The sequence below is a fragment of the Sediminicola luteus genome (assembly GCF_040566555.1).
Taxonomy (GTDB): Bacteria; Bacteroidota; Bacteroidia; order Flavobacteriales; family Flavobacteriaceae; genus Sediminicola.
The window spans coordinates 1-19,081 of sequence record NZ_JBEWYP010000008.1; the positions used below are offsets into that span (position 1 = coordinate 1).

12 protein-coding genes are annotated in these 19,081 nt (G+C 39.0%); 10 read left to right on the forward strand and 2 right to left on the reverse strand.

The features are described 5' to 3' along the window. Together ABXZ32_RS12795 and ABXZ32_RS12800 are read left to right on the forward strand one after the other, a co-directional pair. The coding region (locus ABXZ32_RS12795; RefSeq protein ID WP_354619073.1) for a PKD domain-containing protein at positions 1-1,174 on the forward strand (1,174 nt) is incomplete at its 5' end. 285 nt (positions 1,175-1,459) lie between these two features. Beyond that, positions 1,460-9,568 carry a PKD domain-containing protein gene (locus tag ABXZ32_RS12800; protein WP_354619074.1) on the forward strand — a complete coding sequence of 2,703 codons (8,109 nt, stop codon included), beginning with the start codon at positions 1,460-1,462 and terminating at the stop codon, positions 9,566-9,568. Positions 9,569-9,587: 19 nt separating this feature from the next. Here the strand turns inward: ABXZ32_RS12800 and ABXZ32_RS12805 are convergent, their stop codons facing one another. Further along, complete coding sequence (locus ABXZ32_RS12805; protein WP_354619075.1) at positions 9,588-10,328, reverse strand: tyrosine-protein phosphatase; 741 nt, start codon at positions 10,326-10,328, stop codon at positions 9,588-9,590. Between the two features lie 236 nt (positions 10,329-10,564). Between ABXZ32_RS12805 and ABXZ32_RS12810 the strand changes: the two genes are divergently transcribed. Continuing rightward, positions 10,565-11,884 (forward strand): phosphoribosylamine--glycine ligase, encoded by a 1,320-nt coding sequence (locus ABXZ32_RS12810; RefSeq protein WP_354619076.1) that lies wholly within the window; start codon positions 10,565-10,567, stop codon positions 11,882-11,884. A gap of 18 nt (positions 11,885-11,902) precedes the next feature. Further along, positions 11,903-12,367: a GNAT family N-acetyltransferase gene (locus tag ABXZ32_RS12815; protein WP_354619077.1), complete on the forward strand. Its 465-nt coding sequence runs from the start codon at positions 11,903-11,905 to the stop codon at positions 12,365-12,367. A gap of 54 nt (positions 12,368-12,421) precedes the next feature. On the opposite strand, the gene ABXZ32_RS12820 is transcribed toward ABXZ32_RS12815, so the two are convergent. Next, positions 12,422-13,000, reverse strand: coding sequence for a PhnA domain-containing protein (locus ABXZ32_RS12820; RefSeq protein ID WP_354619078.1), 579 nt, complete (start codon positions 12,998-13,000; stop codon positions 12,422-12,424). Positions 13,001-13,154: 154 nt separating this feature from the next. On the opposite strand from ABXZ32_RS12820, the gene ABXZ32_RS12825 reads away from it, so the two are divergent. The 6 genes from ABXZ32_RS12825 to ABXZ32_RS12850 all read left to right on the forward strand — a co-directional run bounded on the left by ABXZ32_RS12825 (position 13,155) and on the right by ABXZ32_RS12850 (position 19,054). Continuing rightward, a complete protein-coding gene (locus tag ABXZ32_RS12825; RefSeq protein ID WP_354619079.1) occupies positions 13,155-13,547 on the forward strand; it encodes a pyruvate kinase in 393 nt (130 codons plus the stop codon). Between the two features lie 115 nt (positions 13,548-13,662). Continuing rightward, the gene (locus ABXZ32_RS12830) at positions 13,663-14,958 is read left to right on the forward strand and encodes a M20/M25/M40 family metallo-hydrolase (protein ID WP_354619080.1); all 1,296 of its coding nucleotides are present in this window, start codon (positions 13,663-13,665) and stop codon (positions 14,956-14,958) included. 207 nt (positions 14,959-15,165) lie between these two features. Then, positions 15,166-16,032 (forward strand): BKACE family enzyme, encoded by an 867-nt coding sequence (locus ABXZ32_RS12835; RefSeq protein WP_354619081.1) that lies wholly within the window; start codon positions 15,166-15,168, stop codon positions 16,030-16,032. Between the two features lie 14 nt (positions 16,033-16,046). Further along, the gene (locus ABXZ32_RS12840; protein ID WP_354619082.1) at positions 16,047-16,691 is read left to right on the forward strand and encodes a hypothetical protein; all 645 of its coding nucleotides are present in this window, start codon (positions 16,047-16,049) and stop codon (positions 16,689-16,691) included. A gap of 336 nt (positions 16,692-17,027) precedes the next feature. Beyond that, complete coding sequence (locus tag ABXZ32_RS12845) at positions 17,028-17,834, forward strand: alpha/beta fold hydrolase (protein ID WP_354619083.1); 807 nt, start codon at positions 17,028-17,030, stop codon at positions 17,832-17,834. A 65-nt stretch (positions 17,835-17,899) separates the two neighbouring features. After that, complete coding sequence (locus tag ABXZ32_RS12850; RefSeq protein WP_354619084.1) at positions 17,900-19,054, forward strand: ATP-binding protein; 1,155 nt, start codon at positions 17,900-17,902, stop codon at positions 19,052-19,054. The last annotated feature ends 27 nt before the right edge of the window (positions 19,055-19,081 follow it).

The following is a 19,081-nucleotide window of genomic DNA, read 5'->3' on the forward strand; positions in this document are numbered from 1 at the left end:
ATATACGGTTACCTTGACCGTTACCGATGACGAAGACCTGACCAGCTCAACAACCCTGGAGATCACGGTGAACACCCCTAACGGGGCACCTGTTGCCATTGCAACCTCTGATGTTTCCAGTGGGGATGCACCATTGACGGTAGTCTTCACGGGAAGCAATTCCACAGACGATGTAGGGATAGCGAGCTATTTATGGGAATTCGGTGATGTGGCGGGCAGTACTTCCACGGATGCGGACCCAAGTTTCGTATTTACAGATGCAGGGGTATATACGGTTACCTTGACCGTTACCGATGACGAAGACCTGACCAGCTCAACAACCTTGGAGATCACGGTGAATGACCCTGTGGATCCCAACAATGAGGCGCCGGTTGCTGCAATAACTGCCAATCCCATTAATGGAATCGCACCATTACCTGTACTCTTTAGTGCTGAAAATGCAACAGACGATAAAGGAATAGTTCGATATGAGTGGGACTTTAATGATGGAACAACGTCTACCATAAGGACAAATAGTGCTGCATTTAGCCATACTTTTGCCCAAGCTGGTATTTATCAAGTAGTATTAACGGTTACTGATGAAGAAGGATTAACGGGTACGGCAACTGTAACAATAACGGTGTCTGAAACCAATGCGGCTCCAAATGCCATAGCAACCGCAACTCCTCTAGAAGGCAGTGCGCCGTTGGAAGTTACATTTAATGGTTCTGCTTCAACCGATGATATAGGAATTGTATCATATTTCTGGGATTTTGGAGATGGTACAACCTCAAATGAAATCAACCCATCACATACATATAGCATTACGGGTGAGTTTGATGTGGTTCTTACGGTATCGGATGGTGAGTTTACGGATACCGCAGAATTAAAGATTATTGTTCTTGATAATTCCCCTACGGAAGTAGGAAGTTTTGAGGTCATAGTGGCCCCCAATCCTGTGGTTGATGGTGTTGCCAACGTTATTATGGTTAGTGAGCCAATAGACGATTTTATTACGTTGGTTTATTTACATGATTCTAGTGGACGATATATCAGTGGACATATCGCTCAAACCATATATGAAGCAGGAAACTATAGAATTCCTACTAATGGATTGAGAAGTGGAATTTATTATGTGACCTTGTTGACTGAAAAAGGAGATGCAATAGGTCTGAAAATTTTAGTGAATAATTAAAGAGAAATTATTGATTTAAAAAAGGGGCAAACTATTTTTAATAGTTTGCCCCTTTTTTTTTTGATTACCTGATTATTTACACACGCCCCATAAATGTGTATTTAAACGATAATAGTTACTTCTTATCGTATTATCAAGTCTATCTTTTTGTTGCTATTTATTTCTAGATAACTTTAATAGTAATCAAAATCCCTCCCCCATTTTATTGTTACTCAAAAAATCATTGAATGAATATTCATTGATTGATGGCACTTTTATATTTAATCATTATTAGAAAATAAATCCATGAAAAAAAGATACTTTTCCCATATTTGGTCGGTTTTATTCATTTTTATTTTTTTGCAGGGTTATATGCTCCATGGTCAAATTAATTTTAATTCCTCGGGATTAATTGGCGAAAATCTTAGCGACCCTACTTCACTTGCATTTGGACCGGACGGCAAACTTTATGTATCACAACAAGATGGAAAAATTCTTCAATATACCGTAAGTCGTGATGGTGCTTCCCCTGGAAACGGTAGCTATAGTGTTACGTCAACATCGACAATTAATATTATCAAAAATAATGTGCCGAATCATAATGATGACGGGACAAACAACTCAACCCAGCAAAGACAAGTAACAGGTATTTATGTTGGAGGAACATCTGCCAATCCAGTGCTGTATGTTTCTTCTTCAGATTGGCGTATCTCCGTAGGAGTTGATTCCGGTCTTGACACCAATTCTGGAGTACTTTCAAAATTGACTTGGAATGGAAGTGCATGGATAAAAGTTGATTTGGTAAGGGGTTTGCCCAGGTGCGAAGAAAATCATTCAACCAATGGGATGGATATTTTTACCAAAAATAATAATACTTACCTTTTATTACAGCAAGGCGGAAATACAAATAAGGGAGCGCCATCCAATAATTTTTCGGGAACATCAGAAACATTCCTATCGAGTTCCATTTTAATCATCAATCTCACACAGCTTGATAATATGCCTGTGTACACAGATCCGCGGACCAATTCGAACTATGTTTATGATTTGCCTACACTGGATGATCCTACAAGAGCTAATATTACCAATTCGAATTCTAATTTCCCTTATCCTTCTGGACATCCTATGTATAATGCAACCATAGATTTAGGTGATCCTTTCGGAGGAAACAACAGTTTAAATCAAGCGTTTACAGAGCCTGGGGGGCCAGTACAGATTTTTTCTCCTGGGTATAGAAATGCCTACGATGTGGTGATAACACAGGATAATAAAATATACACTAGTGATAACGGGCCAAATACGAACTGGGGAGGGGTACCGGTAATTTATAATAGTAATGGTACGGTCAAATCGACAAATGGTATATTGAATCCTTCTTCAACAGATTATATTACCAATGATTTCAATGAAAATGGAAGTGGATTTATAGGTGATGCATTACATTTGGTTGGAACTATCAATGACGCCAATAACAATTATTATGCAGGGCACCCAGTACCTATTAGAGCCTTTCCTTCTAGGGCAAAAGTCCGTAAATATGAAAAGAATGGGAGTATATGGTCTTCGGTCCCGTCTTCAGGATATAACCTTTCGGACCTTTTGAATGGGGTTCAGGGATATTTTAATCAGTCGTTTTCAATAAATGATTTCCCTGATGATGACAGACAAGGGGAGTATTTGGCAGGAAATGAAAGTTCTAGCAAAGTAAAAATATTGGATGTAATCAATTCATCCACCAATGGAATTTGCGAGTACACCGCCTCAAATTTTGGCGGGGCCATGCAGGGAAATATTTTAACAGCTTCATTTAATGGGACAATAAATAGATATGATCTAAATGCTGCCGGGGATGACTTTACCAATATAAATACTTCTTTGTTCAGCGGTTTTGGCTCAGAACCCCTGGATGTGATTGCTCAGGGAGATTTTGATCCTTTTCCAGGAACTGTATGGGCAGCAACCTATGGTGCCAATAACATTACCATTTTCGAACCTACCGATTTTAATAATGATTGTATAAATGATCCCAATGACCCGAATTTTGTGGGAACGGCAGACTCAGATAGTGATGGTTATACAAACCAAGATGAGGTAGATAATGGAACCAACCCTTGTAACGGGGGAGATAAGCCAGATGATAACGATGGTGACCTCATATCAAACCTGAACGATAATGATGATGATAACGATGGTATAGCAGATCTGGATGATGCATTTCAATGGGATGCAAATAATGGGACTACAACCAACCTTCCCATTGGTTATCCTTTTTGGAACAATGATCCTGGTACAGGTTATGCTGGACTTGGTTTTACGGGTTGGATGACCAATGGGCAAACGGACTATTTGGAAACCTTTGACCCGGATAATTTAACTTTTGGTGGTGCGGGTGGCGTTGCTACTGTAGACATAGTTAGCGAGGGTGATGCGCATCATGGGGTAAATAACCAGGAAAACGCATTTCAATTTGGAGTGAATGTGGACAACACATCTCCTTCGTTTACTGTCCATTCAAGATTGTTAGGCCCATTTTTTGGTAATCCAAGCGTCAATCCCTTAGATTTTGCATCTCAAGGAATTTACATTGGAACTGGGGATCAAAATAATTTTCTTAAGGTTGTCGTTAACAGAGGACTAGCTTCAGGAGGAAATATTTCGGGTATTGAAGTTGCTTTGGAGACTAATGGTAGTGTCAATAGTACTTTCTATGATTTTTTTGATCTAACGGCAATAGGATCTTCAATAGACCTTTATATAGTGGTAAATCCTTCTTTAGGAACAGCGCAACCTTCCTATTCCATCGATGGTGGATCAACGATAAATAGCATTGGTAGCCCAATTAATTTACCTTCTAGTTTTTTAGATTCCAATGACAATAAAGGAATGGCTGTTGGCATCATCTCTACTTCCACTGGAGTGGCACCTGAATTTGCAGCAAGTTGGGATTTTATCAATGTCTTACCTGAAAGTTCTGGTACTGAGCTTCGATTTAATGCTGGTGGGCCTTCCGTTACTCATAGCGGCTTAGATTTTTTGGCAGATGGGAATTTTGTAGGAGGACAAGCATATAGTAATTCAAACGCACAAGTACCGATTATGTATCAGACGGAGCGAAGCTCTCCTACAAAAACATTCCAATATAATATTCCTTTGGGCAATGGAGATTATACAGTAATTCTTCATTTTGCTGAAATTTATTGGGGTGCTACCGGAGGTGGAACTGGCGGAATTGGGAAACGTGTATTCGATGTAAATATAGAAGGGAATCTTGTTTTGAATGATTACGATATTTATGCAGATGTAGGTCCTGAGACCGTGGTTACCAAGTCCTTCAATGTGAATGTGCAGGATGGGACCATGAATATAGATTTTTCTGCATTGTCAGGGGTAGGAGGTGTTGACCAACCTAAGTTATCTGCTTTGGAAATATATGAAAATAACACACAATTTCCCCCAATTGTTGTTAACCCTATTGCAGATCAAATAAATGAGGTAGGTGATATTTCAAATTTAAATGTTACCGCCAGTGGCGGGGATCCCCAGGCCAATTTCTCATATAGTATTTCGGGACAGCCTGCTGGTATTGCCATTGAATCTACCAATGGACAGATTTATGGTACCATTGGTGCATCTGCAGCATCCGGAGGACCGAATGGTGATGGCACTCATTCAGTTTCTGTAACAGTGAGCAAATCTGGATCCTCTCCTGTAAGTACTGGTTTTACTTGGACAATTGGCATTCAAAATTGGGTGGATAAGAATGAAAATGAAAATTATACTGGCCGTCACGAGTGTTCTTTCGTTCAAGCTGGAAATAAATTTTATTTATTGGGCGGGAGAGAAAATGCAAAAACCTTAGATATCTATGACTATAGCAGTAATAGCTGGACATCACTTGCAGGTTCAGCTCCTTCCGATTTTAATCATTTTCAGGCAACGGAGTACCAAGGCCTTATCTGGATAATTGGAGCCTTTAAGACCAATGCCTATCCAAATGAACTGTCCGCCGATTATATTTGGGCTTTTGATCCTGCTGCACAAGTTTGGATTCAGGGACCGGAAATTCCCGTAGGCAGAAAACGTGGATCAGCAGGATTAGTGGTTTACAACGATAAATTCTATATTATTGGAGGCAATACTAATGGGCATGATGGGGGATACGTTAACTGGTTTGATGAATATGATCCGGCCACAGGTACCTGGACACCCTTGGATAATCTTCCTTCAAGTCCAAATCCTAGGGCAAGAGATCATTTTCACGCGGTTGTTATAGGAGATAATCTTTATGCTGCCGGTGGGCGTTTAACTGATTACCCTAATAATGTATGGAACCAGACCATACCAGAGGTAGACGTATTCAATTTTATTACGCAAACATGGAGTACCCTTTCAGGTAATTTGCCTACGTTAAGAGGTGGGGCTTCTGCTGTTAATTTTAATAACAAATTATTGGTGATAGGAGGGGAAGTTGTAGGGAGTGCTCTTAAAACAACGGAACAGTACGATCCTGCTACGGGAACGTGGACGGCCTTACCCGATCTAAATTACCAGCGACATGGGACACAGGCTATTGTCTCTGGAAGTGGGGTTTATATAACTGCTGGATCACCCAATCAGGGAGGAGGCAATCAAAAAAATATGGAATTTTTGGGTGTTGATTCACCTGTAGGTTCACCAAGTGTTGCAAGTGTTTTATCAGCTCCTGCCTCATTACAAATAGGTGTGGGGTCATCGGAAACTTTTAACGTAGGTATTGCCAATGGGAATGTAGGTGTATTCGTTAAATCCATTCAGCTTTCCGGACCAAATGCCAATGAATTTAACATTATTTCCGGTGGGATAACGAATGGATTTTTAAAGCCAAATACAACCCATCCTATCTCTGTTGCATTTACTGGTACGACAGAAGGGCAAACAGCAACCATTACTATAAATTATGGAGCTGCCAGTCAAAAACAGATTTTATTGCAAAGCGGTACCGGTACTCCCCAAAGTGGCGTAATTGGTTTTACGTTGGTCAATGCAGATTCAGATATTGATCTATTGGACATCACTGCAGGCTTACAAATTAATCAAAATACTACACAGGGCATTGGATTGAATATTAGAGCCAATACTAATCCTGCTGTAGTAGGGAGTGTTCAACTAACATTATCAGGCCCAGTGAACAATGTCCGGACCGAGAATGTGGCACCCTATGCATTGTTTGGTGACAGTGGCGGTAATTATTCCGGTGTTCCCTTCCCATTGGGCAACTATACCATTACCGCAACGGCCTATAGTGGTTCCAACCTCAGTGGTACAAATCTAGGCACACTAACCTTTCAATTTTCAATTTCAGACCAGAGTGGAGGCAATCTGCCACCAACAGCGGTAGCCAATGCCGTACCAAATAGCACCACACCCCTGCAGTTTGATTTTTCAAGCGCAGGCTCGGATGATTCGGATGGGAATATTGTTAGCTATGCTTGGGATTTTGGTGATGGCATCGGTACTTCAACTGAAGAAAATCCATCATATACCTATTCCTCAGGCAATATATATACTGTAACCTTGGTAGTGACCGACGATGAAAATGATTCGGGAACTACAAGTATTCAAGTGGATGCCAGTAATCCAAACCAAATACCGGTAGCTGTGGCTAGCACCACTGGTCCGACCATAGGCGATGTACCGTTTAGCGTGGATTTTGATGGAAGTGGCTCAAATGATCCAGAGGATGGAACGGGTTTGAGCTATGAATGGGATTTTGGAGACAATATTGGGACTTCTTCCCAAGCGGACCCGCCACCTTATACCTATAACGCGCCCGGCACCTACATTGCGGTCCTAACTGTTACGGACAGTGGCGGCTTGCAGGATATGGACAATGTGACCATTCAAGTGAATGACCCAAATCAGAGTGGGGTAATAGGTTTTATGTTAGTAGATGCTGATCAGAATCAGGATATGTTCAATTTAACGGTCAACCAACAGATTAACGTTAGTACCACCCAAGGCAAGGCACTTAGTATAAGTGCAATAACGAATCCGGCAACAGTAGGGAGTGTTCAGCTTACACTATCGGGAACAGTGAACAACACAAGGACGGAAAATGTGGCCCCTTACACATTGTTTGGTGATAATAGTGGCAATTATTCTGGAGTACCATTCCCACTGGGGAACTATACAATTAGTGCAACAGCATACAGTGGTTCAAACCAAAGTGGAACAAACCTTGGGACGCTCACCATTTCTTTTTCAGTGGTCAATCTAGGTGGAGGCAATCTGCCCCCAACAGCGGTGGCGAATGGCACACCCAATAATACCACACCTCTCCAGGTTGATTTTTCAAGCGCAGGTTCGGATGATGCCGATGGAAGCATAATAGGCTATGCTTGGGATTTTGGTGATGGTACTGGTACATCAACCGAAGAGAATCCATCCTATACCTATACTTCCACTGGTACTTATGAGGTTTCGCTTACGGTTACTGATGACGACTTAGACACAGGGAATACTACTGTACAAATTACTTTAAGTAGCCCGCCAGATATTACCAATCCTGGTACACAAAATAATATTGAAGGAGATTTTGTTTCCTTGCCAATAGTGGCAACTGATGAAAGCACAAACCTAAGTTATAGCGCAGCTGGTTTACCACCAACCTTATCTATTGATGAAAATACGGGCGAGATAAGTGGAACTATTTCATCCGGTAGTGGTGGAAACGGATTTTTGGAAAGCAATGGATTAGTGGTTATCGAAAGTGAATCGGCTACACTAGTTCCGACATGGAGTTTGACAACGCAAGGTGGAGCAACAGGAATAATCGCCGGATCCAATCATTTTAGTTCACAGAATGGAGGAACGTTGTCCTATGTTGTCAATATTACAACCCCAGGGGTATACCGTTTTAACTGGAGAAGCTTTTTTAGTGGAGGCAGTACAGCTGATGAAAATGACAATTGGCTAAGATTCCCCAACAACAACGATGTTTGGTTCTTTGGATTTAAAGGCACTCCAAGTAGTGAAGCAAGCTTAATTTCAAACCTTCAAGGCAGTCAAACAAATATTGTATTTCCGGTTGGTAGTTCCAGAGTATCTTTAGCAACCACACCTGAAGGTTCTTCAAGTAATGGTTACTTTAAAATATGGAGAAGCGGTGGTAGTTCAGGAGTTTATGACTGGCAGGCGAGGACCAGTGATAATGATGCTCATAATATTTATGTATGGTTTGTAAATCCTGGAACCTATACCATGGAAATATCAGAGCGTTCCGCAGGTCATGCCATTGATAAAATGGCATTATACAAGGTAGATGGGCCATCTTATTCCAATGAGGATCTCAACAATCTTGTGGAATCTCCGAATGGCACCGTAGGCGCTTCGGCAAATAGTCCTTACAATGTGGTAGTCACAGTTTTTGATGATGATAGTACACCAAGCTCATCATCTGTTCAATTTGATTGGATTATTTCGGCTAATGGTAATCAACCACCCAATGCTGTTGCGAGTGCATCACCCTTATCTGGTGTAGTGCCATTAACGGTGAATTTTATTGGTAGCAACTCTACTGATAATACAGGCATAGAGAGCTATAATTGGGATTTTGGCGATGGGACCAGTACCTCATCCCAAAGTAATCCTTCCCATGTCTATTTCAATACTGGGACATATATTGCTACTCTTACCGTTACAGATGGTGATGGTTTTCAAGATACTGCAAGTGTTACCATAAATGTAAATAGTGCCTCACAGAACGGGATAATAAGTTTTACCCTTGTAGATGCAGGTCAGGATGTGGATATGTTCAATTTAACAAACAACCAACAGATTGTAGAAACAACTACCCAAGGAAAGACCCTAAGTATACGGGCCAATACAAATCCGGCAACAGTAGGGAGTGTCCGACTTACGCTATCTGGCCCAGTAAACAATGGCCGAACTGAGAACGTGGCACCTTATGCTCTGTTTGGTGACAGCAGTGGCAATTATTCAGGCTTACCATTTCCATTGGGCAACTATACCATGACAGCAACGGCATACAGTGGCTCCAACCTCAGTGGCTCAAATCTTGGCAGTCTTACGCAAACATTCTCAATTGTAAGTGCAGCAAAAGGAAGTACAGATGACGCTACAACATCCTTTGATTCAGGAAACAACAGTAAAAAAATACACACACTCAGACATTACCCTAACCCATCATCGGTGTTTTCCGAGATTGTGATATCCGATCCCTTACTATTAGTAAAGAATATTTATATCCGTGATATCGGTGGTCGGTTGGTTGCACAATTTGATGCTGATGAAATGAAAATTGGGGAAGGTGTTTATGAGTTCAATGTTACTGGTCTTGAAGACGGGATTTACTTGGTCAGCCTGATGAATGGTTCAGCCGTAATTATGAATTATAAACTAGTGGTAAGAAAGTAATTTTATAATATCAAAATGATTAATAAAAAGACTGGATGGTTCTATCAATAAGTGGGAGCAATAATTCCAATTGATTATTTGTAAGTTTAATTTCTTTTAAGCTTTGCAACTGGTTCAAATTGTGCACGTCAGAGGCTACAAAATCTATAAGTCCTTCATCCAAAAGGTGAAGGGCTTTCTTTTGCACATCCTTCCCATAAAATTCACTTAGCGACAATAGGTTCATTTGGAATAGGATTCCCTTCTTTTTGTACTTCTTGAATTTTGAAGATTTAAGCTGAAGGAAATTATATCGTTCTGGATGGGCAAGTATGGGAAAGAATCGTTTAGACGCAATTTTTTGGATGGCCTCTTCAAAATTTATGGAGGGTTGTAAATAGGACATCTCCACAAGAAGATAATTTTTCCGTAACGGCATCATTTCAGATTTGTCCAATAAAGTTTCAAAATTGGCATCTATCATATGTTCCGCAGCCACATCAAACGAAATATGTTTGAGATCATTTGCATACATGCCTTTTTTTAATTTTTCAAGTGAGGTATGTATGGTTTCAGTGGTGTTTGGATAATAGTTATCCATAATATGGGGCGTTGCAATGAAGTTTTGGACCCCAAACTCAGAAAATGACTTTATTAATTCTATAGATTCTTCAACTGTTTTGGCTCCATCATCTATACCCGGAAGAATATGGTTGTGCATGTCCACAAAATTCTCCAAATAATCTGCCAGAAATTTTTTCTTACTAAAGAATTCAAACATCAACTGAAATTTTCTTTGCAAAAATAGTGTTTCTGTTTAGATTTTGTAAGGAGATACAATAAAGATAAAAGCTCATATTTTTGAATTCATTTTTATGGTACATTTGTTTCATTATCTACCAATAAATAATCTAAAATAGAAGGAATGGTTCTTAACATTCTTAAATAATTTGGTTTAAAGCGACTTGCTTTAATGGTAGAAATACCTTACTAATTTTAAGTCAATTAAATTACAATTTGAAATCAAAAAAATCTCAAACACAACTAAAGGAAGACACTACTAAAAAGAAGTTCTTGGTTGTATCCCGTTGGGGAGAATCACTAGATATAGCCTTTGCCATCTCCATGGAAGGCCATACGGTAAAAATGTATATTGAAGACAAGCCTTCCCGGGAAATTGGGTATGGCTTTGTACAAAAAGTCAAGGATTGGCAAAAGCATATCGAATGGGCGGATATCTTCATTTTTGATTATACCGGCTATGGAAAGGCCTGCGCAGAATTGAGGGCGGCTGGAAAATTGGTCATTGGAGGTACAGAATATACGGACAAGTTAGAATTGGACCGAAATTTTGGACAGGATGAGCTAAAGCGACATAAAATTAAGGTCTTGCCCTTCAAAGAGTTTTTTAGCTTCCAAGAAGCCATAGATTATGTGAAGGCGCACCCCAATGCCTATGTGATCAAGCCTATGGGCGAGACCTCGGAGTATAAGCAATTGTTGTTTGTAGGAAGTGATGATGAAGGATTGGATGTGATCAGGGTATTAAAGGCTTATGAAAAATCCTGGGGTGATGATTTTGGTAATTTCCAATTGCAGAAGAAAGTAAAAGGTGTGGAAGTGTCTGCTTCAGCCTTTTTCAATGGGAAGGAATTTTTGGAACCCATAAATATCACATTTGAACACAAAAAGTTATTTCCTAAAGAACTTGGAGTTTCAACTGGGGAAATGGGGTCAAGCATGTTTTGGACCAAGGATTCTCCAATTTTTGAAGCTACCCTTCGTAAATTTGAAGGGACATTGGCCAAGCAGAAATTTGTGGGCCATATAGATATCAACTGTATTGTAAATGGAAATGGAATTTACCCCTTGGAGTTTACATCCCGTTTTGGATATCCCCAAATTTTCATACAAAGGGCAGGGATTACAGAACCAATTGGTCAAATGTTCTATAAAATAGCTTCAGGCCATAAATTTAAGATTCAAGTTAAAAAAGGGTTTCAAGTAGGGGCATTTTTGGTAGTGCCTCCATTCCCGTATGAAGACAAAAAGACCTTTGAACTGTTTTCAAAAGATTCGGTCATCGTCTTTAAGAAAGATTCAAAAGAGGGGGTGCACCCAATGCATCTTAAAAATATAAACGAGGAATGGTTGATCACAGGAAATACAGGTATCGCTCTCTTGGTTACGGGGACAGCACTTACCATGAGAGATGCGCAAAAAATGATGCAAAATAGAATCAGTAATATTATCATAAACAATGTGTATTACAGGACCGATATTGGTGATCGATGGTTGGAAGATTCCGATAAACTATGGTCTTGGGGCCTACTTTAAGAACAATAAGTTATTTCGATGAAACTTAAAGAAGTAAATCACAGGTCTAATGATTTCTTTAAAATCCTTCCACAGGATTGGCAAGAGATTATAAGAAGAATTTGGGATAAGGTTAAATCAACATCAACCATATATGCAATTGTAGAGGAAGATTCAATTATTGCAGGCGGGATTGTTTTTAATGAAAAACTACCAGAAATGACCGAGTTTGAAATTGAAAGAGGTCAGCCATTTTTTGATCTAGATTATGGGTATATCGGTTTTTTATGGGTTGCAGAAAGCCGAAGAAATGAACAACTTGGGACTAAGTGGCTTTCTCTTTTAAAAGGGCACAATTTAAAACAGGGATTTTGGCTTACCGTTGAGGAAGAAAATCTAAAAAAGTTCTACGAGAAAAATGGATTCAAAACCATTGCCCAGAGTGAGGACAAAGAAAATATGGAGTGGCTATGTGTTTATGAACCAGATATCAAGCAATACTAAAACATATAATTAAAAAGGGGCTATTTACAATAGCCCCTTTTTTTAGATTCCCTATTATAATTTTTTAACGTACTTGGTGAGGATCACAATTTGCTGTCCGTCCACTTTTCCTTCTATATATTCAGCATTTTCATGGTCTAAAGAGACCCTTCTGACAGCTGTTCCTCTCTTGGCAACCATACTGGAGCCTTTTACGGGCAAATCCTTTATTAGGACCACACTATCCCCGGCTTCGATAATAACTCCATTACTATCCCTGTGGATGATCTGATCTTCCGAGGGAGCTCCTTCTCCAGTTGCTTTGGCCCATTCCAGAACCTCTTCTTCCAAATACATCATATCCAGGAGATCCTGTGGCCAACCCAAACCTCTCAATCTCGATAGCATACGCCAAGCAACGACTTGTACTGGGGTTTGTTCACTCCACATACTATCGTTTAGACAACGCCAATGGTTTGCATCCATGGCATCCGGATTTTCCATTTGATCCTTACAGGTCCCACAAACCAATATACTGTCATCCAATCCTCCATTTTTCTGTGGTGTGACTTCATAAACACTAAGGTTTTCCGAATTTGAACATAGTTCGCATTTAGAATCACTTCGTTTATATAAATCTCTCTCTAAACTCATTCATTTTATTTTAGAAGGTAAAAGTACTCCAAATGATTGAAAACCATTCCATAGGATAAATCAATATTATTTTAATCCTCTTTGTTTATAAGTTCTATGGTTTCGGCTTTTTTAATGCAGATATGGATGATATTTTTATCCTTTTTAAATTTCAATGAAGCAGTTAGAAATAGGAGATAAAGTATATAATATTCACAGGGATGGTTTTAAAGATTTTCAACGATACACATTTTCGGAGGTCGTAAGACTGACCAAAACATTGGCCGTTTTGGAAAATGGTGTTCGATTGACCAACCAACCCAAAACATCATGGATCAGTGAGGATATATGTTATTCTGTTTATAGGGATTATTGGACGTATTGGCATCTGACTTCCGAAAAGGCAATTCAAAATGCAATAGCGGAGAATGAGAAAATTGCTGCCTATGATTGGTTTGAGTCCAAAGAATTTAATTTGAAGGAGAAACAATTTATTTATAGGAAGTTTCAAGAACTGGAAAAGCCAGAGCAAATAGAGGTTTGTCATGCAGAAGAAAAAAAAGCATAAGAATATTCAATAAGGTAATTGAATGATCATGCCCTTGTTTTTAAAGACAGCCGAATAAAAGTGATACTTTTAATTAAGAGAATTACGTATCTTCTGCGTTTAAAAATTTTACCCTATGAAAAAACAATTACTTCCTTTAATAGTCCTATTGTTCGTTTTTAATCTTGTACTTGGTCAAGAGGAAACTGTTTCAAAGGTTCAGCCTAAATACCAAAAGGAAATAGATAAACTGGTCAAAAAGAAAAGTATTCAGCAAGCCTTTTCGATCATTGATGAATTGGAGCCTGACACCCATAAACATTTGGTGGAATTGACCGAGATTCCTGCCCCTCCTTTTTTGGAGCATAAACGTGCAGAACGGTTTAGTGAAATGTTGAAAGAAGCCGGTGCCGATAGGGTATGGATTGATGAAGTTGGCAATGTATTGGCGTTGAGAAAAGGAAAGGATAGTACTACAACTATTGCTTTGGATGCCCATTTGGATACAGTATTCCCTGAAGGTACAGATGTCAAAGTGAAAATGGTAGGCGATACTCTTTATGCGCCAGGAGTAGGGGATGACACACGTGGTTTGGTAATGGTCTTAACCGTTTTAAAAGCGATGAACAGGGCCAATATTAAAACCACTTCAGATGTATTGTTAGTAGGAACAGTGGGAGAAGAAGGATTGGGGGATTTAAGGGGTGTAAAACATTTATTCAAAAAAAACGAACCTAAAATTGATTCTTGGATAGCAATTGATGGTGGGGAATTGGGAAGGATAAATAATCAGGCATTAGGATCCTATCGTTATAAGATTACTTTTAAAGGACCTGGGGGACATTCGTGGGGAGCTTTTGGTTTGGCCAATCCCCATCATGCTGCGGGTAGGGCAGTGGCCTATTTTGATGACGCTGCAAGAACGTATACTGCTTCTGGACCGAAGACCAGTTATAATATAGGTAGAATTGGAGGTGGCACATCTATCAATTCCATTCCCTTTGAGTCCTGGATGGAAGTTGATATGAGGTCAGTTAGTCCAGACCGACTTATAGAAATTGAAGAAATATTGATCACCGAGACAAATCGGGCATTGGACGATTACAATAAATTGGTTGATAAAGGGCCAAAATTATCTGTGGATATAGAAAAAATAGGTGATCGTCCATCTGGAGAACTTTCTCCGGAATTACCTTTAATTCAACGATCTATGGCAGCGACAAAAGCCTTTAAAACAGAACCTTTCTTAACAAGGGGATCCACGGATTCCAATATTCCAATTTCTTTGGGAATACCTGCAGTTACTTTAGGGAGAGGTGGTAAGGCAGGAGGGGCACATTCCTTGGGAGAATGGTGGGTCAATGACAAAACTGGACCTGAATCAATAAAATTGGCGCTTTTGATCTTAGTTTCAGAAGCCGGACTGGAATAGATGTAATAAACAACAAAAAAATGATAGGAATTGAATATTGCAACTAGCATATTTAAATGACCTGGGATTAATCATAATGTTTATTTAATTGATTTTTTAACATATTTGCCAATCATCGAAATATAGCCACCTAGTAACGAATATATTCTGATATAGCTTAAATATCAGGTAATTATGCTAATTCACTTATTGTATAAATCTTCATGAATGCTCGATAAAGTAGTAATAAACTTCACGCCGACGGGCATGATTCCAACCAAAAAAATGACACCTCATGTGCCAGTGAGTGTTTCCGAGATTATTGAAGATGTGCATCAGGCCACGGAACTGGGTATTACTTTGGTTCATTTGCACGCTAGGGATGCCCAGACAGGAGAACCAACCCACAAAAAGGAGGTTTATGGGGAAATAATTGACGGCATCCGCAAATATGCCCCTGAATTGGTGATATGTGTTTCTTCGAGTGGTAGGAACGTAAGTGAATTGGAGTTGAGGGCAGATCCATTGAATTTGGAAGGCAGTCTTAAACCAGATTTAGGCAGTCTGACCCTAAGTTCTTTGAATTTTGCTAATTCAGCAAGCCGAAATTCACCTAAAATGGTTCAAGATTTGGCTACTCGAATGAAGGAAAAAGGTATTGTTCCTGAATTGGAAGCCTTCGATAATGGCATGGTCAATTATTCCAAATATTTGATCAAGAAAAAATTGATTGGTCCACCATATTATTTCAATCTCCTATTAGGGAATATAGCAGGGTCTCAAGCCAATTTATTGCATACCGGCATGATGATCAATGATTTGCCGGAAAACTCTGTCTGGAGTCTTGCAGGATTGGGAGTCGATCAGTTAAAAATGAATTCACTTTCAATCGCCATTGGGGGAGGGGTCAGGGTTGGACTTGAGGATAATATTTGGTTCGATACAAAGAAAACCCAATTGGCTTCTAATATAGAATTGCTTAAACGTATACATTCCCTTGCTAAGGCAAATGGAAGAGAAATAATGACACCAAAAGAGTTTCGGAAAATTATGAATCTAGAACCTGGAAATGGGAAATACGGGCGTCACTTTTAATAGCATAAATAATTATGGATATTGTAGAAAGTAAGAAAATTTCAACGCCCAAAAGATTTTGGAATGTAATTAGAAATGGACTTTTTTTTCATGGGTTAAGAAATCGTTTGGAACGTATTGGGATCAATTTTATGCCGTACTATTGGGTAAAAGAAGAGATGCGGAAATGTGAGGAGCCTCAAATAAAAGGTGATGTATCTGAATATAAGCTTAGATATTTGACTCTAGAGGAATTAACGCTAATCTGTAAGGATATTGACAATTTTATCCTGGATGACTTAATTGATGATTTTAAAAATTGTGATTTATGTATAGGCTTGGAAAACAATAAGGAAATAGCTGCTTATATGTTTATTGGGCTGAATGATTTTACCTTTAAGCATAGAAAATTACAGATTTTGGAAAATGAGGCTTACTTATTTAATATGTGGACTTTTCATTCCTTTAGGGGACGGAATTTAGCGCCTTATTTGAGATATAAAAGTTACGAATTGTTAAACGAAATGGGTAGGGACACGAAATATAGTATTACAGAATATTTTAATAAATCCTCTATTAAGTTTAAAAATAAACTGAACTCAAAACACCTTCAACTATATTTATATATAGAATTATTTGGGACGATTAAGAAACATTTTTTGATCAGATCCTACGATTAAGAACTTATACATTTTAGCTAGCACCAAATTAATAGGTTGATAAAACTTGATAGATCAGTTCCTGGTGTATGGTTTCGATGTATTTATTGCTTTGTTCTTTTTTAAATAGAAACTTAAACAAAAATCACATTTTGTATAATTTTTATCAATTACTATTACCCTTTCCTAAATAAATGAACTAGCTCAAATCTCCTTTAATATTGACATTATGAGGTCATAAAGGAGTTTCTGGTTAATTTTTTTCCTTAAACTTTTAATCAATTTTGTTTAATCTTTTTTTTTAAAGATTTTGAGGATATTAATTCATTGGTTTATATTTACATCAAAGTCATTAGGATGGATGTATTAAAGCGTAATAACGTTAATATTATCGGCCATGGTAAACAGGTTTTAATGTTTGCCCATGGTTTTGGCTGTGACCAGAGTATGTGGCGTTTTGTCACTCCTGCATTCGAAAAGGATTACAAAATTGTGCTTTTTGATTATGTGGGTTGTGGTAAATCAGATATCAGCCAATATCGCGAAGACCGGTATAACTCTTTATATGGTTATGCAATGGATGTTCTCGAAATTTGCCATGAACTAGACCTGGAGGATGTGGTCCTTGTAGGTCATTCTGTAAGTTCTATGATCGGTTTGTTGGCATCCATCCAAGATCAAGATAGGTTCCGTGCCATGATCCTAGTTTGTCCGTCGGCCTGTTATATCAACAAGAATGGGTATATCGGTGGATTCGAGGAGAAGGATCTTCACGGTTTAATGGAGGTGATGGAGAACAATTACGTGGGATGGGCCAATTTCCTTGCCCCTGTAGTGATGAAGAATCAGGAAAGACCCGAACTTGCCCAAGAACTGGAAGAAAGCTTTTGTTCTATGGATAAAGAGATCACAGGGAATTTTGCTAAGGTTACATTCTTCTCGGATAACCGCAGAGAACTATCCGAGGTAAAAGTGCCAAGTCTGGTGCTCCAGTGCAAGGAAGACGACATTGCCTCAGAAAAAGTTGGTGAATATGTTCATAACACCTTAGAGAACAGTGAGATCTATTATATGAATGCAACTGGACACTGTCCACATATGAGTCACCCACAGGAAACAATAGAATGTATGCAGAAATACTTGGCTACAATAGACAATTCTTAATAAACAAACCGTAGAAAAGCAACCCATTGAATATAGACCCCCCTTGTTACGTTTTTACTTATTCAGTGGATGGACCACTTACCCAAATCAATGCGCGATTTCTAAAGCAACTTGAGTATGACTGTTCGGAAGTTGTAGGAGAAATGCGGATGGAAGATATCCTGACCGGAGGGAGCAAGATTTTTTATAAGACTCATTTTCTGCCCATGCTAATGATGCAGGAGCGTGTTGATGAGATGTTCCTTACGTTCAAATCTAAATCAGGAAATGAGTTTCCTGTCCTGATGAACTTAGAATTAATAAAAGAGAAAGAGGAACAACACATACAAGCAGTAGGTCTTCATATCGCAAAAAGAAATAAGTTCGAGAAAGGAATCATTGAAGCTAAAGCCACCGCGGAGAAGGCTCTAAAGGAAAATGAAATACTTTCAGAGATGCGTTCTCGTCTGGAACGTAACCAGGAAAATCTGGAAAGACAGTTACGGGATCTTAAAAGGATTAATTTTGAACATTTAGAATTTAGTAAAGTCCTTTCCCATGACCTGCAGGAACCATTAAGAAAGATGATTCTTTTTGCAGGCCTACTGGAGGACAAGTCCGAAAAGGACGGATTGGATCCAAAATTGAAATTTTACCTTCACAAACTGTCCGGCCTATCAGAAGACGCTCGGGTACTCTTAATCAAATTACAGCGTTTTCATTCCCTTGAAAATCGCATGAAACAAGGAAGTAAGGGGAATCTTGAAGATATATTCGAATCTGCCCTAGAACGGATAAATAACAGTGAAATTAAACCGGATCTCAGCCAGTTGAAAGTCAAAAAGGTATACGGGGATATCTATCTTCTTACTAGGGTCTTCAGGGAATTATTGAAAAATTCTTACCAATTCAGATCACAGGAAAGGTCGTTATCAATACATATTTCCTCTAGCCTGATTACTGAAAATTATTATTGGGCTGTAGAGGATGCTTACCGCTATACTGATTTTGTGCAAATTCGTTTTGAAGATAATGGGAGAGGATTCCCCCCTAATTCTAAGGACCATGTTTTTGGGTTATTGCAAAAATTTCATACTGATAGTGGGGCTGGTCTTGGATTGGCCTATTGTAAAAAGATCATTGAACTGCACCACGGCCGGATTTTTATGAAACCCAGTTCCGTTGGAGGTACACTTTTTACAATCTTATTGCCGATCTATGAAACCAAATTTGCTGAATAAATTCACAGATTTAACCTTCACTAAGGT